This is a genomic window from Kitasatospora sp. NPDC034035 (genome assembly GCF_055575755.1).
Map to the genome: position 1 here is coordinate 130,444 of NZ_JBVISA010000011.1, position 13,928 is coordinate 144,371.

A 13,928-nucleotide genomic window follows, 5' to 3' on the forward strand; every position below is an offset into this window, starting at 1 on the left:
GAGCGCGTACACGGGGTGCGTGACCCCGGCATGTGCCGGGGTCACCCGAGGTCGAGCCGCTCCAGCCGCGCCAGGACGGTGTCCAGCACCGGGCCCGACAGGGCGTAGTTCAACCGCAGCGCACCGTGGCCGCCGGAGCCGAACTCGGCGCCGTCGGAGGCCTCCAGGCCGCAGCGCTCCAACAGGGCCTGCCGGGCGGCCGTCGGCGGCAGGCCCAGGGCGGCGGCGTCCAGCCAGAGCAGGTAGGAGGCCTGCGGGGCCGAGCGGACGGCGGGCCCGAGCCGGTCGGTGAGCCGGGTGCGGGCGGCGGCGAGGTGGGCGAGCAGCGCGTCCAGCCACGGGCCGCCCTCGCACAGCGCCGCCCGCTGCACGGTCTGCTCCAGCAGGCCGCCCTCCCAGAGGCCGTAGCCGGCCAGTGCGTCGGCGAACCGGGTGCGCAGCCCAGGGTCCGGGACGAGGGCGAAACTGCTGGGGATGCCGGAGCAGTTGAAGGTCTTGCCGACGGAGTTGAGGGTGACGACGAGGTGCCGGTGCGCCGGGTCGACGGCGGTCACGGCGACGGGGTGGCCCCGGCCGGGGTGGGTGGGGTCTGGATGGGCGATGCCTGGGCGGGCGATATCCGGGTGGGCGATGTCCGGGTGGGTGAGGTCGCCGTGCACCTCGTCCGAGACCAGCAGCGCGCCCGCCTCTGCCGCCCGCTCGGCCAGGCCGCGCAGCTGGTCGGCGGGCCAGACCCGGCCGGAGGGGTTGTGCGGGCTGCTGAGCAGTACGGCGGTGGCGGGCCCGGGGAGCGGGCCGTCCGGGAGCCGGTAGCCGCCGGGGCCGAGGGGCAGGGGCAGCTCCCGGTACGCGACGCGCGCGGCGCCGCAGAGCTGGGCGAAGCCGCCCCACTCGGGGGTCGGGAAGAGGACGGGCGGCTGCGGCCGTCCGGGGTCCGGCCGGACGGCCTCCAGCAGCACGCGCAGGGCGGTGCGCGGGCCGCAGGGCAGCAGCAGGACCCAGTCCGGATCCACGTCGACGCCGTGCCGGGCGCGGTACCAGTCCGCCACCAGCGGCCGGCCCGCCGGGTCGCACACCGTGTAGCCGTACGCGCGGTGGCGGGCCCGCTGGCGCAGGGCCTCGGCGATGGCGGGCGGGCCGGGGAGGTCCATGTCGGCGAGGCCCATCGGGACCACCCCGGGGGCGCCGCCCGCGCGGGCCCACTTGCTGCTGCCGGTGCCGGTGCGGTCGAAGGGGGCGTCGAAGCCGAAGGCGAGGCGGCCGGCTGAGCCGATAGGGCCGGTGGGTGTGGCGGGTGTGGTGGGCGTAGGGGGCGTGGCGGTCATGGGCGGGCCTCCGGTGCGTCGGGACGCTCCGGCCACGCTAGTCCCGGCGGGGCCGTCTCGTCCCACGGTTCGGGCGCAGGGTGGGCGGATCACCGGACGGCCCGTAGGCTGCCCGGCGGCTCGCGGCGGTGAGGCACGGGGGTGCAGACGCGGGGACGCACGGGGAGAGGGGCAGCGAGGATGGCGGCGACGGTACGGGGGACGGTCGATGAGCAGACCGACCAAGGCGAGGAGGTCACGCTGTTCGTGGCACGGCGGGTGGAGCCGGGCTACGAGAAAGCCTTCGAGCGGTGGGCGGAGAACATCCTCGCCGCGGCCACGGAACACGCGGGCAACCTCGGCACCGGGCTGCTGCGTCCGTCCGGCCCGGACGAACCCTGGCACCTGCTGCTGCACTTCCGGGACGCCGAGGCGTTCCGTTCCTGGCAGACCTCCCCGGTGCGGGCAGCCTGCTTCGCCAAGGCGGACGGCCACCACCACGAGGTCCATCGCCACGAGATCCACGGGATGGAGGGCTGGTTCGCCACCACCCCGGGCGCCGCGCAGCGCCGACCGCCGGTGCGCTGGAAGATGGCGGTGGCCTCGACGATCGCCATCGCGCCGTTGGTCGTGGTCTCCGCGGTCGTGCTCGGGCCGCACCTGACGGGCCTGCCGGTGGCCGTCCGACCGCTGGTCACCGCGCCGCTGATCAGCTTGCTGATGACGTACGCGGCGCTGCCGGTGGTGACGCGGGCGCTGCGGCGGTGGCTGTTTCCGGGGGCGAAGGGGTGAGGGGCGGCGGGTGTCGGCGGGCGAGCGGGGGCGACGGGCGGACGGATGTCAGCTGACAGACGACAGACGACAGACGACAGGCGACAGCGAACAGATGACAGCTGACAGATTTCGAAATCTGTCAGCTGTCATCTGTTCGCTGAAAGTTGTCAGCCGTCATCCGTCACCCCCGCCCGCCGCCAGGTACGCCGCGAGCCCCCGCCGCCCCCGGCGCATCATCACTGCGTGGTTGGCCCGGAAAACCGGGTGGAGCGGAAGGGCGAGCCGGCGCAACAGCGCCGAGCCGGGCCGGGTGTCCTCCTCGAACAGCACCCGGCTGCCCGCGCCGCCCGAGCTGCCTGCGCGGCCCGCGCCGTCCCGGTCGGCCGCGCAACGCGCCCGTCCTGCGCCGTCCGCCGTCACCGTGAACCGGGACCACCCGGTGAGGTCGCCCCGCATGGTCGCCTCCAGCACCCCGGCGGCCGGGTCGCGCCGGCTCGCCTCCAGGCCGATCACCAGCCGGTACGGCAGCAGCGCGCGCACCACCACCTCCCCGGAATCCTCGCCGGTCGGCCGGGCCTCGCGGATCTCCGGCCACCACAGCGGATAGCTCCGTACGTCCGCCAGCGCCGCGTACACGATGTCCGGCGGCGCCGCGAGCCGCCACATGCCCCGGAAGCGGTAGTGGTTGGGGTCCACGGGTCCACCCTAGCCTCGTGTCGCCCCCGCGTCCGCTACCCCGGCTCGGCCAGGGCGAAGGCCGTGTTGACCAGTGCCACGTGGCTGAACGCCTGTGGCGTGTTGCCGAGTTGGCGCCTGGAGCGCGGATCCCACTCCTCGGAGAGCAGTCCGAGGTCGTTGGCGAGTCCGACCACCCGCGCGAACAGTGTCCGCGCCTCGTCCCGGCGTCCCGTCGCGACAAGCGCGTCGGCGAGCCAGAACGAGCAGGCCAGGAAGGCTCCTTCGCCGCCCGGCAGCCCGTCGCCGTGGTACCCGGCCCGGTAACGGTGCACCAGTCCGCCGTGGCCGAGTTCGTCACGGACGGCGTCCACGGTGCGCACCACCCGGGGGTCGTCCGGCGGGAGGAAGCCGCTCTTGAGTACGAACAGGGTCGCCGCGTCCAGCCCCCGCCCGCCGTAGTGCTGGACGAACACGCCGCGCTGGCGGTCGTAGCCCTGTTCGCAGACGTCGGCGTGGATGTCGTCGCGCAGCGCCCGCCAGCGGTCGACCGGGGCGGGCAGTCCGGTGGCCTCGGCGAGCCGGACGGCACGGTCGGCGGCCACCCAGCACATGACCTTGGAGTGGACGAAGTGCCGCCGCCCGCCGCGTACTTCCCACAGCCCTTCGTCCGGCTCGCGCCAGTGCCGCTCCACGTGGTCCATCAGTGAGCGCAGCAGTGTCCAGACATGCCGCTCCATCGGGATTCCGGCCCGCAGCGCGAGGTTGAGGGTGTCCACCACCTCGCCGTAGACGTCGAGTTGGAGCTGGTCGACGGCGGCGTTGCCGAACCGGACCGGTCGCGAGCCCTCGTACCCGGGCAGCCAGTCGGCGGTGGTCTCGCCGAGCATCCGTTCCCCGGCGACCCCGTACACGGCCTGGACGTGCCTCGGCCCGCCGGCGATGGCCCGTAGCAGCCAGCGGCGCCAGGCGGCGGCCTCGTCGCGGAACCCGCCGCGCAGCAGGGCGGAGAGCGTCATCGAGGAGTCGCGCAGCCAGCAGAAGCGGTAGTCCCAGTTGCGCGCGCCGCCGATCACCTCCGGCAGGGAGGCGCTGGCCGCCGCGACGATCCCGCCGGTGGGGGCGTAGGCGAGCGCCTTGAGGGTGAGCAGTGAGCGCAGCACGGCCGAGCGCCACTCGCCCCGGTACTGGCAGCCGGCCGCCCAGCCCTGCCACTGGGCGACGGTGGCGACGAGCGCCTGTTCGGGGTCGGTGCGCGGGGCGGAGGCCAGGTGGGAGGGCTGCCAGGTGAGGACGAAGGGTACCCGGAGCCCGGTGGTGACGGTGAACTCCGAGGTGGTGACGCCGTCCAGTCCGTACGTGTGGACTCCTGCGGGCACCCGCAGCCAGGCGGAGTCGGGCCCGGCGACGGCGACCCGGTGGTGTCCGGTGCGCCGGACCCACGGGTCGATCCGGCCGTAGTTGAAGCGAAGCCGCAGCGACCCGCGCATCGGCACCGTGCCGTCGAGGCCCTCGACGATCCGGATCAGCTGCGGTTCGCGCCGGCCGCCCTGACCGCGCTGCGGCATGAAGTCGATGATCCGCACCCGCCCGCCGGCGGTCTGCCACTCGCTCTCCAGCACCAGGCTGTCGCCGCGGTAGCGGCGGGCGTGGCACTCGGCGGCGCCGGCCGGGGCGATCCGCCAGGCGCCGTGGCGCTGGTCGCCGAGGAGTCCGGCGAAGCAGCTGGGGGAGTCGAAGCGGGGCAGGCACAGCCAGTCGACCGATCCGTCCCGACCCACCAGGGCGGCGGTCTGCAGGTCGCCGATGAGGGCGTAGTCCTCGATGCCTCCGGCCATCACGCCCATTGTGGGACGCGCCGCCGCCGACCCGCGCGGCAGGAAGGCCGCCACGGGCACCCGCGCACCCGCATCCCCGCGCGACACGCCCACCCGACACGCCCGCCCGCCGGCCAGGAGCCGGGCACTCCGCTTGCACCCGTTCGGGGTGCGGAGGAGGATCTTCTGTGCTTGTAGTCTCATCTGTCACAGCGGTGTCCGTGCGGCACTGCCGCCCCATAACCGGAGTGAAGGAGTCACAGGCATGCGGCGACCGAGCTGGGTACCGGAGGGCACGGACCTGGACAAACCGAACGCCGCGCGGGTCTACGACTACTACCTCGGGGGCTCGCACAACTTCGAGGTCGACCGGGAGATGGCCCGCAAGGCGATGGCCCTGTGGCCGGAGCTGCCGCAGATCATGCGCTCCAACCGCGCCTTCCTGCGCCGCGCCGTGACCTTCCTCGCCGAGCGGGGCGTCACCCGATTCCTGGACATCGGCTCCGGCATCCCGACCTTCGGCGCGGTGCACGAGATCGCCCGCGCGATCCGCCCCGAGGCGAAGGTCGTCTACGTGGACCGCGACCCGGTCGCCGTCGCGCACAGCCGCCTGCTGATGGAGGACGACCCGGCCAGCCTCGTCGTCCAGGCCGACCTGCGCGACGTCGACGACCTGATGGGCCGCCCCGAGGTGACCGCGCTGCTGGCGGAGGGCGAGCCGGTGGCCGTGCTGCTGGTGGCCGTCGCCCACTTCGTCAGCGACGACGAGGACCCGTGGAAGCTGATCGGGGTGATCCGCGACGCCCTCCCGCCCGGCAGCGCGCTGGTGCTCTCGCACGCCTCCCTGGAGGGCCGCCCGGACCAGGCGGAGGACCACCAGAAGCTCTACAAGATGACGCCGACCCCGCTGACCATGCGCAACCACGAGCAGATCACCGCGATGTTCGCCGGCTTCGAGCTGGTCGAGCCGGGCGTGGTCTACCTGCCGCAGTGGCGCCCGGACCAGCCCGACACGGTCGGCGAGCACCCCGAGCGGATGACCGGGGTGGCGGGCGTGGGGTTCCGCCCTTGATCGGACGCGGCGCACGAGGCACCGACGGCCGCCCGCCCGGCGCGGCGGCCGCCGGGAGCGCCGCGCTGTCCGGCGCCGCCGGGAGCGCCGTGCTGCCCAGCGCCGCCGGGAGCGTCGTGCTGTCCGGCGCCGGCCGCGGCCCCGGGGTGCGCCGATGAACACCACTCCGGTTCGCGGCAGCGCCGAGCGGTTCCACGAGGACTGGGCCCGGCTGCTCTCGGCCGACCACGGCATCGCCGTCCACCCCGACCTGCTCAGCCGGCTGGTCGCGCGCACCGCCGCGCTGCTGCACCGCGCCCAGGAGGACGCGCCGTTCGAGCCGCGCCTGGCCGCGCAGGCCGGCGCCGAGCTGGTCGACGCGCACTTCACCGACCCGGTGCTGCTGGCCCGGGCCGTCGAGCTGCTCCAGGCGCAGCCGCTCGCCGACGCCCGCGGCCCCGCCCTGACCGGCTCCTTCGCGGCCGGCTGGGCCGCCGCGCTGCGTGAGCGCACGCTGCGTGAGCAGGAGGCGATCCGCACCGCCGCCGACACCGCCCGCAGGGAGGCCGAGCGGGCGCTGCGCGCTTCCGAGGCCCGGTTCCGGGCGCTGTTCGAGAGCGCGGCCATCGGCATCGGGATCGGCGACACGGACGGCAACATCCTGGCCGTCAACAAGGCCCTGCAAGAGCTGTTCGGCGCGAGCCCGGAGGACATGACCGGCCGCCGGGTCGGCGATCTCGTGCACCCGGAGGACACCCCGGGGGTCTGGGAGGCGTACGAGGAGCTGATCGGCGGCAAGCGGGACTACTTCCAGTTCGACAAGCCGTACTACCGGCAGGACGGCGAGGTGGTCTGGACGCACCTGACGGTCTCGCTGATCCGCGACGACGACGGCCGCCCGCAGTACCAGGTCGCGATGCTCGAGGACGTCACCGACCGCTACCGGCTGCAGGAGCGGCTGCGCCACCAGGCGACCCACGACCCGCTGACCGGCCTGCCCAACCGTGCGGCCTTCTTCGAGCGGCTGGAGAAGCTGTTCGAGGACCCGGAGCCGGGCGCCCGCTTCGGCCTCTGCTACGTCGACCTCGACGGCTTCAAGGTGGTCAACGACAGCCTCGGCCACGACATGGGCGACCAGCTGCTGTCCGCCGTCGCCGCCCGGTTGAAGGCGGCCCTCACCCCGCTCGGCCACCTGGTGGCCCGGCTCGGCGGGGACGAGTTCGTGGTGCTGCTGGAGAACTGCCGGGGCGAGCAGGAGGCGGTGGCCGCCGCGAAGACGGTGCTCAAGGCCCTGGCCGGGCCGGTGTTGATCGGCGATCACAAGCTGGCCGTGGGCGCGAGCGTGGGCGTGCTGGAGCGGCGGGTGTCCACGACCACCCCGGGCGCCGCGGTCCGGGCCGCCGACCTGACGCTCTACCGGGCCAAGGAGGCCGGCCGCGGCCGCTGGACGCTGTTCGACCCCAAGGAGAATGCCCGCGCGGTCAGCCGCTACGCGGTGTCGGTGCGGATGCCCGCCGCCCTCGACCGGGGCGAGTTCTTCGTCGACTACCAGCCGCTCTACCGGCTCGAGGACGGCCGACTGGCCGCCGCGGAGGCGCTGGTGCGCTGGCGTCACCCGCAACTCGGCGTCCTCGGCCCGGACGAGTTCGTGACCACGGCCGAGGAGACCGGGCTGATCATGCCGCTCGGCCGCTGGGTGCTGGAGCAGGCGTGCGGGCAGGCGGCGGACTGGATCAAGCGCTTCGGTGACGCCGCGCCGCAACTGAACGTCAACCTGGCCGTGCGTCAGGCGCGCAGCTCCGCGCTGGTCTCCGACCTCGCCCGGATCCTCGACGACACCGGTCTGGATCCGGCCCGGCTCCAGCTGGAGATCACCGAGTCGACGGTGGTCGGGCCCGAGGACGAGGCGCTGCGCACCCTGCACGGGCTGGTCGACCTCGGGGTGTCGCTGGCCGTGGACGACTTCGGCACCGGCTGGTCCAACCTCGCGTACCTGCGCGACCTGCCGGTCTCCGGGCTGAAGATCGCCGGGTCCTTCGTGGGCGACCTGCACGAACCGGGCAAGGACGAGTCCACCGGGTGGCGGATCGTCAGCGGTCTGGTGTCGATGGCCCACGCGCTCGGGCTGACCGTCACCGCCGAGGGCGTGGAGACCCGCAGGGACGCCGAGCGGCTGCGGACCATCGGCTGCGACTGGGCGCAGGGCTGGCACTTCGGGCGCCCGGTGCGGCCGGCCGAGATCGCCCGCCGGATCGCGGAGGAGCCGCATGGCCGTCCCGTCGAGGGGTGAGCTCCGCCGGAGGCGCTGCGAGGTGGGTCGCTGCGAGGTGAGGCGCTGCGGGTGCGGAGAAGGATGGTGACAAAGCGTTACCGCACGTCATGGGAAGTTACGGTAAAAATCGGACAAAGACCCCTTGACGTGACTGTCCGTACCGACAGACGATGAGGCCCTGGCATAGCCCGCACCCGTAGGTGCGGTAGTCCATCAGCCAGTTCGTACGACCGGCGCCCGAGGCGCCGGGAGGGCCCGGCGGTGCGCACCCCCCACACGGCCGCCACAGCGCCCTCAACGTTTCGGCAGCCCCTCGACGGGCTTCCCTCCGGGCTCGGCCCGCGCGTATCCGTCCGCGCCCGCCGCCCGTTCGTCACACCGCAAGGGCCGCGCCGTGCCCGGCGCCTGCCCCCGCCTCCCCCCGAGAGGCCGCTCACGATGAGCCCCACCCTGCCCCCCGATGCCGTCCGGTACCCCGACGTCGTCCGGTACCCCTATGCCGGACGGCCCCCCGACCTCAACGGGGACCGCCACCCGCGCCGCCGCGCCGAGGACCGCGTCACCGTGCACCGCCCGATGCGCCGGGCCGGCGACGGCGTCGCCACCACCCACACGGTCAGCCTGGTCGTCCCCGCCCAGAACGAGGCCCGCAACATCGCCTGGGTCTTCGAGCAGATCCCACGCTGCGTCGACGAGGTCATCCTGGTCGACGGCGCGTCCGACGACGCGACCGTCCCGATGGCCCGGCACTGCCTGCCGACCGTCCGCAGCGTCCAGCAGAGCGGCCCCGGCAAGGGCAACGCGCTGCGTACCGGGTTCGCCGCAGCCGCCGGCGAGTACATCGTCATGATGGACGCCGACGGCTCCATGTGGCCCGGCGAGATCCCCCACTACCTGCACTTCCTCGACCACGGCTTCGACTTCGTCAAGGGCTCGCGCTGCATCGCCGGCGGCGGTTCGCTGGACCTCACCAGGATCCGCTCGCTCGGCAACCGGGCCCTGCTCGCCGTCGTCAACCGCGTCTACGACGCGCGCCTCACCGACCTGTGCTACGGCTACTGCGCCTTCCGCCGTTCCTTCCTGGACGCGCTCGACCTGCGCTCCACCGGCTTCGAGATCGAGGCCGAGATGGTCGCGCACGCGTTGCGCTCCGGGCTGCGGATCGCCGAAGTGCCGAGCCTGGAGCTCCCCCGCCGCAGCGGCCGATCCCACCTGCACGCCGTCTCCGACGGCCGCCGGGTGCTGAGGACCCTGATTGCCGAGCGTCCCGGCGCCCGGCCCTCGGCGGCCGTCCCCGCAGGGGAGAACCGATGAGTGGCACCGACCGGCGCACCGCAGCAGCCTGCCCGCGCCCCGCCGCCCGCGACTCGCTCCGCACCCCCGTCCGTGTCGTCGAACTGGACCTGGACGAGCCCGGCGAGTTGCGCTCGCCCGGCGGTCTCGGGGCCGGCGACCCGGCCGGCCGCGTGCTGGCGTTGGTGCGGCTGCACGGACACCCGCTCGGCTTGGTCACGGCCACCGGAGCAGCGGGCGAGAGCGCCGCGCTGCGCCGGGCGCTGGTCGACGCCGCCCACCGGGAACTGCGTGTTCCCGCTCTGTCCACCGCGACACCCGCGGCGCGCCCCGGTCGGGTCGGGCGCGCCCGGGTGCCTGCGGGCCCGGTCACGGTCAGCGTGGTCGTCGCCACCCACAACCGGGTGGGTCTGCTGCGACTCTGCCTCGACTCCCTGCTGCGGAACGGCTATCCGCACTTCGAGGTCATCGTCGTGGACAACGCCCCCGCCGACGACGCCGCCGAACGGCTGATCCGTGACCGGTACCGGGGCCGGGTCCGCTACCTGCGCGAGCCGGTGGCGGGCCTGGCCCGGGCCCACAACACCGGGCTCGCCGCCGCCACCGGCGAGATCACCGCCTTCACCGACGACGACACCCTCGCCGACCCCGGCTGGATCGAGGCGCTCGCCCAGACCTTCGCCGAGGACGAGCGGATCGGCTGCGTCACCGGCCTGATCCTGCCCGCCGAGCTCGACACCCCCGCCCAGGTCGCGCTGGAGCACCAGGGCTGCTTCGCCAAGGGATTCGCTGCCCGCACCTGGACCCTCGCCGACCGGCACACCGACCCGCTCTTCCCGTTCGCCGCCGGCCGCTTCGGCTCCGGGGCCAACATGGCCTTCCGCACCGCGCGCCTGCGCGCCCTCGGTGGCTTCGACCCCGCCACCGGCACCGGCACCCCGGCCCGCGGCGGCGACGACCTGCTCGCCTTCTTCCGCATCCTGGTGGCCGGCCAGGCCCTCGCCTACGCGCCCGACGCCATCGTCTGGCACTGCCACCGGCGCACCATGGACGCGGTGCCCGCCCAGGCCTTCGGCTACGGAGCCGGCTTCGGCGCCTACCTCACGGCGGCCCTGCACCACGAACCCGCCATGCTGCCCGCCCTGCTGCGCCGCCTGCCCGGCGGCCTCCGCTACGCGGCCCACCGCGCCCGCACCCGGCCGGACCCCGGTGGTGCGGCGGGCCGCTGCCCGACCTGGCGCCTGGCCCGACTGGAGCTCCAGGGGCTGCTGTACGGTCCGGTCGGGTACGCGCGCAGCGTCCGCCGCGCCCGGGCCGGCGCACGGGTGACAGGGTGAGCCCGCCGTGTCCGCGCCCACCAAGCCCACCACGTCCGCGACGCCCGCGGCGCCCACCGTGACGCCCACCGTGACGTCCACCGCGGCGCCCACCGTGACGTACGCCACGGCGCCCGACCGGGGCAGCCGGCCCTGCTCCTGTCCGCTGCCGCTGCCCTGCGAGTGCTCGTACGCCACCCTGCTGCGGGCCCGGCTGCGGGCGGCCACCGCCGGTGAGCCGCTGCTGCGCAACGGCCATGTGCTGACCGCCAGTTCGATCGTCACCGCCGGCCTCGGCGCGGTCTTCTGGATGCTCGCCACCCGCTGGTACGGCGCGCAGTACGTCGGCCTCGGCTACGCCGTGCTCTCGGCGGCGACGCTGCTCTCCGAAGTGGGCCAGCTCAACCTCGCCGACGTCCTGGTCCGCTTCCTGCCCGCCGCCGGCCGGCGTACCCGCGGCCTGCTGATCCGCTGCTACCTGGTCGCCACGGCCGCCAACATCGTGGTCGGCGGCGTCTTCATCGGGCTGGTGCCCGTGATCGCCCCGGGCCTCGGCTTCCTGCGCAGCCCGGCGCCCGCCGTCGCCTTCGTCGCCATGACCGCGGGCTACACGCTCTTCGTCCTCCAGGACGGCGCGCTGACCGGCCTCCGCCGGCCCGGCTGGGTCCTCGGCGAGAACGCGCTGTTCGCGGCCGTCAAGATCGTGCTGCTGGCCGCTCTCGCGGGCTGGGCGCTGCACGTGGGGATCGTGCTCGCCTGGGCCGGGGCCCTGCTGGTCGCCCTCGCCGTCGCCAACCTGCTGCTGTTCCGCCGACTGCTCCCCGGGGTCACCGGCCGGGACGGCTCAGCCAGCCCAGCCAGCCCAGCCAGCCCAGGCGGCTCAGGCGGCCCGGACGGCCCGGACGGCCCGGACGGCCCGGACGGCCCGGCCGCGCCCCGGCTCGCCCGCTACGCGACCGCGGACTACGTCGGCGCCCTGCTGCGGCTGGCCGCCGCCACCGTCGTGCCGCTGTACGTGCTGAACACCCTCGGGCCGGAGCAGATCGCCTACTACTCGCTCCCCTGGGTGATCGCGTACACCTTCTACCTCGTGGCCCTCAACATGGGCAGCTCACTGATCGTCGAGGCCGCGCGGGCCCCCGGGCGGCTCGCCGAGCACGGACGCCGGGTGCTGCGGCACGCCGGCGCCCTGATCGCGGCCGGCGTGCTCGTCACCGTCGTGGCCGCGCCGTGGCTGCTGTCCTGGTTCGGCGACGAGTACGACGACCACGGCACCGCCGTGCTGCGCCTGCTGGCCCTGTCCGCCCTGCCGAACCTGCTGGTCAGCGTCGCCGTCGACACGGCCCGGGCCCGGCAGCGACTGGGCCTGATCATCGGCCTGCAAGGGGCCTACTGCGCTCTGGTCCTCGGCCTGACGGCCTGGCTGCTGCCGCGGTTCGGCCTCGTCGGCGTCGGCCTGGCCTGGCTGATCGCGGCCACCGTGCTCGCCGTCCCGCTGCTGTGCACCCTGCCGCGCTGGCTTCCGACCCCCGAACGGAGAGGGCCGTGAACACCCCGGGACTGTCCGTCATCGTCTGCGCCTACACCCTCGACCGCTGGGACGACCTGCGCGCCGCGATCGGCTCGCTGCACGCCCAGCACCGGCCCCCCGACGAGATCCTGCTGGTCTGCGACCACTGCCCGGAGCTCGCCCGCCGGGCCAGGGCGGCGTTCCCCGGTGTCCGCGTGCTGTCCAACCGCCACCGCAACGGCCTCTCCGGCGCCCGCAACACCGGCGTCGCCGCCGCCGGGTGCGAGGTCGTCGCCTTCCTCGACGACGACGCCGCCGCGGAGCCGGACTGGACCACCCACCTGCTCGCCCCCTACCGGGACCCGGACGTGTACGGGGTCGGCGGCCTCGTCGTGCCGCGCTGGGACGACGGCCGTCCGTCCTGGTTCCCGGCCGAGTTCGACTGGGTGGTCGGCTGCTCCTACCGCGGCCTGCCCGAGCACCGGACCACCGTGCGGAACTTCATCGGCGCCAACATGTCCTTCCGCCGCGCCGAGCTCCTCGCCGCCGGCGGCTTCCGCACGGACCTCGGACGCGTCGGCACCCGCCCGCTCGGCTGCGAGGAGACCGAACTGTGCCTGCGTCTGGCCGAACGGCACCCCCGGGCCCTCCTGCTCTACGAGCCCGCCGCCGCCGTCCGCCACCACGTCCCGGCGGGCCGGGCCACCTGGGCCTACTACCGTGCCCGCTGCTACGCCGAGGGCCGCTCCAAGGCCGTCGTGGCCCGGCACAGCGGCGCCCGGGCGGCGCTCGCGAGCGAGCGCCGCTACCTGGCCTCGACCGTCCCGGCCGCCCTGGCCCGCTGTCTGCGGCCCGCCGCCGCAGATCCGCGCGAACTCCTCGCCCTGGCCGGGGGCGTGGCGTTCACCGTGCTCGGTTACGGCGTCGGACGGCTCACCGCCGCGTGGTCCGCCCGGTCCTGGGCCCGCCCGGACGGAGAGGTGAGCCCGGCGGTCGCGGGGGGCGCGCCATGACCCCCGTGCCGGTACTGCTCTACCACTCCGTCTCCGACGACCCGCCCGACTGGATCGCCCGCTACACGGTGACCCCCCGGGTCTTCGCCGAGCAGCTCGACCGGCTGCTGGCCGGGGGACGCAGCGTCATCCCGCTGCGCCGGCTGGTCTCGGCGCTGCGCGGCGGACCCCCGCTTCCGGAGCGCTGCGCGGTGCTCACCTTCGACGACGGGTTCGCCGACTTCTACTGGACGGTCGCCCCGATGCTGAGCGAACGGGACCTGTCGGCCACCCTGTTCGTCACCACGGGGGCCGTGCACATCCCCGGACACCCGGGTCAGGGCAGCCGGCTGCCGCCGGCTCCGATGCTGACCTGGCGCCAGGTCGCCACCCTCGACGCCCTCGGCGTCGAGATCGGCGGCCACACCCGCACCCACCCCCAGCTGGACACGCAGCGCGGCCGGCAGGTCTGGGAGGAGGTCAGGGGCTGCAAGTGGGAGCTGGAGAACGCGGTGGGCCACCAGGTCACCGCGTTCGCCTACCCCCACGGCTATTCGAGCGTCCCGGTGCGCCGCAAGGTCCAGAAGGCCGGCTGGACGTCCGCCTGCGCGGTCGGCAACGCCTTCAGCTCGGAGGGGGACGAGCCGTTGCGGATCTCCCGGCTGATGGTCCGCGCGGACACCTCGGTCGAGGTCTTCCAGGGCTGGGTGGACGGCGGTGGCGCCCCGGTGGCGCCGTACCCGGAGCGGCTGCGGACCAGGGGGTGGCGGGCGTTCCGCCGTGGCCGGGCCGCGTTCGGCCGTCCGGTGGGCGGGCCGCCGTCGGCCTGAACGCGCGTGGTCCGCGACAGCGGCTCGGTCCTGCCGGATTCAGCGCTGTCGGATTCGGCGCTGCCGGGCTCGATGGTGTCGGATTCGGCGCTGC

At 74.8% G+C, this 13,928-nt stretch carries 12 protein-coding genes; 9 read left to right on the forward strand and 3 right to left on the reverse strand.

Annotated elements, in window-relative coordinates; translation table 11 throughout:
* Nucleotides 1-41: 41 nt before the first annotated feature.
* Nucleotides 42-1,325 carry an aminotransferase class I/II-fold pyridoxal phosphate-dependent enzyme gene (locus ACZ52J_RS17870; RefSeq protein WP_465619848.1) on the reverse strand — a complete coding sequence of 428 codons (1,284 nt, stop codon included), beginning with the start codon at nucleotides 1,323-1,325 and terminating at the stop codon, nucleotides 42-44.
* A gap of 180 nt (nucleotides 1,326-1,505) precedes the next feature.
* Here ACZ52J_RS17870 and ACZ52J_RS17875 point away from each other — a divergent pair, with 180 nt between their 5' ends.
* Nucleotides 1,506-2,096 carry an antibiotic biosynthesis monooxygenase gene (locus tag ACZ52J_RS17875; RefSeq protein ID WP_465619850.1) on the forward strand — a complete coding sequence of 197 codons (591 nt, stop codon included), beginning with the start codon at nucleotides 1,506-1,508 and terminating at the stop codon, nucleotides 2,094-2,096.
* 156 nt (nucleotides 2,097-2,252) lie between these two features.
* Here the strand turns inward: ACZ52J_RS17875 and ACZ52J_RS17880 are convergent, their stop codons facing one another.
* Both ACZ52J_RS17880 and ACZ52J_RS17885 read right to left on the reverse strand, forming a co-directional pair.
* Nucleotides 2,253-2,774, reverse strand: coding sequence for an SRPBCC family protein (locus ACZ52J_RS17880; RefSeq protein WP_465619852.1), 522 nt, complete (start codon nucleotides 2,772-2,774; stop codon nucleotides 2,253-2,255).
* Between the two features lie 35 nt (nucleotides 2,775-2,809).
* Complete coding sequence (locus ACZ52J_RS17885; protein ID WP_465619853.1) at nucleotides 2,810-4,591, reverse strand: glycoside hydrolase family 15 protein; 1,782 nt, start codon at nucleotides 4,589-4,591, stop codon at nucleotides 2,810-2,812.
* Nucleotides 4,592-4,835: 244 nt separating this feature from the next.
* Between ACZ52J_RS17885 and ACZ52J_RS17890 the strand changes: the two genes are divergently transcribed.
* The 8 genes from ACZ52J_RS17890 to ACZ52J_RS17925 all read left to right on the forward strand — a co-directional run bounded on the left by ACZ52J_RS17890 (nucleotide 4,836) and on the right by ACZ52J_RS17925 (nucleotide 13,834).
* On the forward strand, nucleotides 4,836-5,642 hold the full coding sequence (locus ACZ52J_RS17890; protein ID WP_360489873.1) for an SAM-dependent methyltransferase: 807 nt from the start codon (nucleotides 4,836-4,838) through the stop codon (nucleotides 5,640-5,642).
* On the forward strand, nucleotides 5,639-5,800 hold the full coding sequence (locus ACZ52J_RS17895; RefSeq protein ID WP_465619855.1) for a hypothetical protein: 162 nt from the start codon (nucleotides 5,639-5,641) through the stop codon (nucleotides 5,798-5,800). Before ACZ52J_RS17890 ends, ACZ52J_RS17895 begins: the two co-directional genes overlap by 4 nt.
* On the forward strand, nucleotides 5,797-7,911 hold the full coding sequence (locus tag ACZ52J_RS17900; RefSeq protein WP_465619856.1) for a putative bifunctional diguanylate cyclase/phosphodiesterase: 2,115 nt from the start codon (nucleotides 5,797-5,799) through the stop codon (nucleotides 7,909-7,911). The genes ACZ52J_RS17895 and ACZ52J_RS17900 overlap by 4 nt, the downstream gene beginning before the upstream one ends.
* 420 nt (nucleotides 7,912-8,331) lie before the next feature.
* Nucleotides 8,332-9,207 carry a glycosyltransferase family 2 protein gene (locus ACZ52J_RS17905; protein ID WP_465619858.1) on the forward strand — a complete coding sequence of 292 codons (876 nt, stop codon included), beginning with the start codon at nucleotides 8,332-8,334 and terminating at the stop codon, nucleotides 9,205-9,207.
* Nucleotides 9,204-10,523 carry a glycosyltransferase family 2 protein gene (locus ACZ52J_RS17910; protein WP_465619860.1) on the forward strand — a complete coding sequence of 440 codons (1,320 nt, stop codon included), beginning with the start codon at nucleotides 9,204-9,206 and terminating at the stop codon, nucleotides 10,521-10,523. The genes ACZ52J_RS17905 and ACZ52J_RS17910 overlap by 4 nt, the downstream gene beginning before the upstream one ends.
* 7 nt (nucleotides 10,524-10,530) lie before the next feature.
* Nucleotides 10,531-12,051, forward strand: a complete 1,521-nt coding sequence (locus ACZ52J_RS17915; RefSeq protein WP_465619862.1) for a lipopolysaccharide biosynthesis protein — start codon at nucleotides 10,531-10,533, stop codon at nucleotides 12,049-12,051.
* Nucleotides 12,048-13,025, forward strand: coding sequence for a glycosyltransferase family 2 protein (locus ACZ52J_RS17920; RefSeq protein ID WP_465619864.1), 978 nt, complete (start codon nucleotides 12,048-12,050; stop codon nucleotides 13,023-13,025). The genes ACZ52J_RS17915 and ACZ52J_RS17920 overlap by 4 nt, the downstream gene beginning before the upstream one ends.
* Entirely contained in the window at nucleotides 13,022-13,834 is an 813-nt protein-coding gene (locus ACZ52J_RS17925) for a polysaccharide deacetylase family protein (RefSeq protein ID WP_465619866.1), read from the forward strand. Before ACZ52J_RS17920 ends, ACZ52J_RS17925 begins: the two co-directional genes overlap by 4 nt.
* Nucleotides 13,835-13,928: the final 94 nt, after the last annotated feature.

Coding starts and splice junctions, on each gene's coding strand:
- ACZ52J_RS17910 (WP_465619860.1), top strand. CDS start 9,204: ATGAGTGGCACCGACCGGCGCACCGCAGCAGCCTGCCCGCGCCCCGCC.
- ACZ52J_RS17890 (WP_360489873.1), top strand. CDS start 4,836: ATGCGGCGACCGAGCTGGGTACCGGAGGGCACGGACCTGGACAAACCG.
- ACZ52J_RS17870 (WP_465619848.1), bottom strand. CDS start 1,325: ATGACCGCCACGCCCCCTACGCCCACCACACCCGCCACACCCACCGGC.
- ACZ52J_RS17885 (WP_465619853.1), bottom strand. CDS start 4,591: ATGGCCGGAGGCATCGAGGACTACGCCCTCATCGGCGACCTGCAGACC.
- ACZ52J_RS17905 (WP_465619858.1), top strand. CDS start 8,332: ATGAGCCCCACCCTGCCCCCCGATGCCGTCCGGTACCCCGACGTCGTC.
- ACZ52J_RS17925 (WP_465619866.1), top strand. CDS start 13,022: ATGACCCCCGTGCCGGTACTGCTCTACCACTCCGTCTCCGACGACCCG.
- ACZ52J_RS17900 (WP_465619856.1), top strand. CDS start 5,797: ATGAACACCACTCCGGTTCGCGGCAGCGCCGAGCGGTTCCACGAGGAC.
- ACZ52J_RS17875 (WP_465619850.1), top strand. CDS start 1,506: ATGGCGGCGACGGTACGGGGGACGGTCGATGAGCAGACCGACCAAGGC.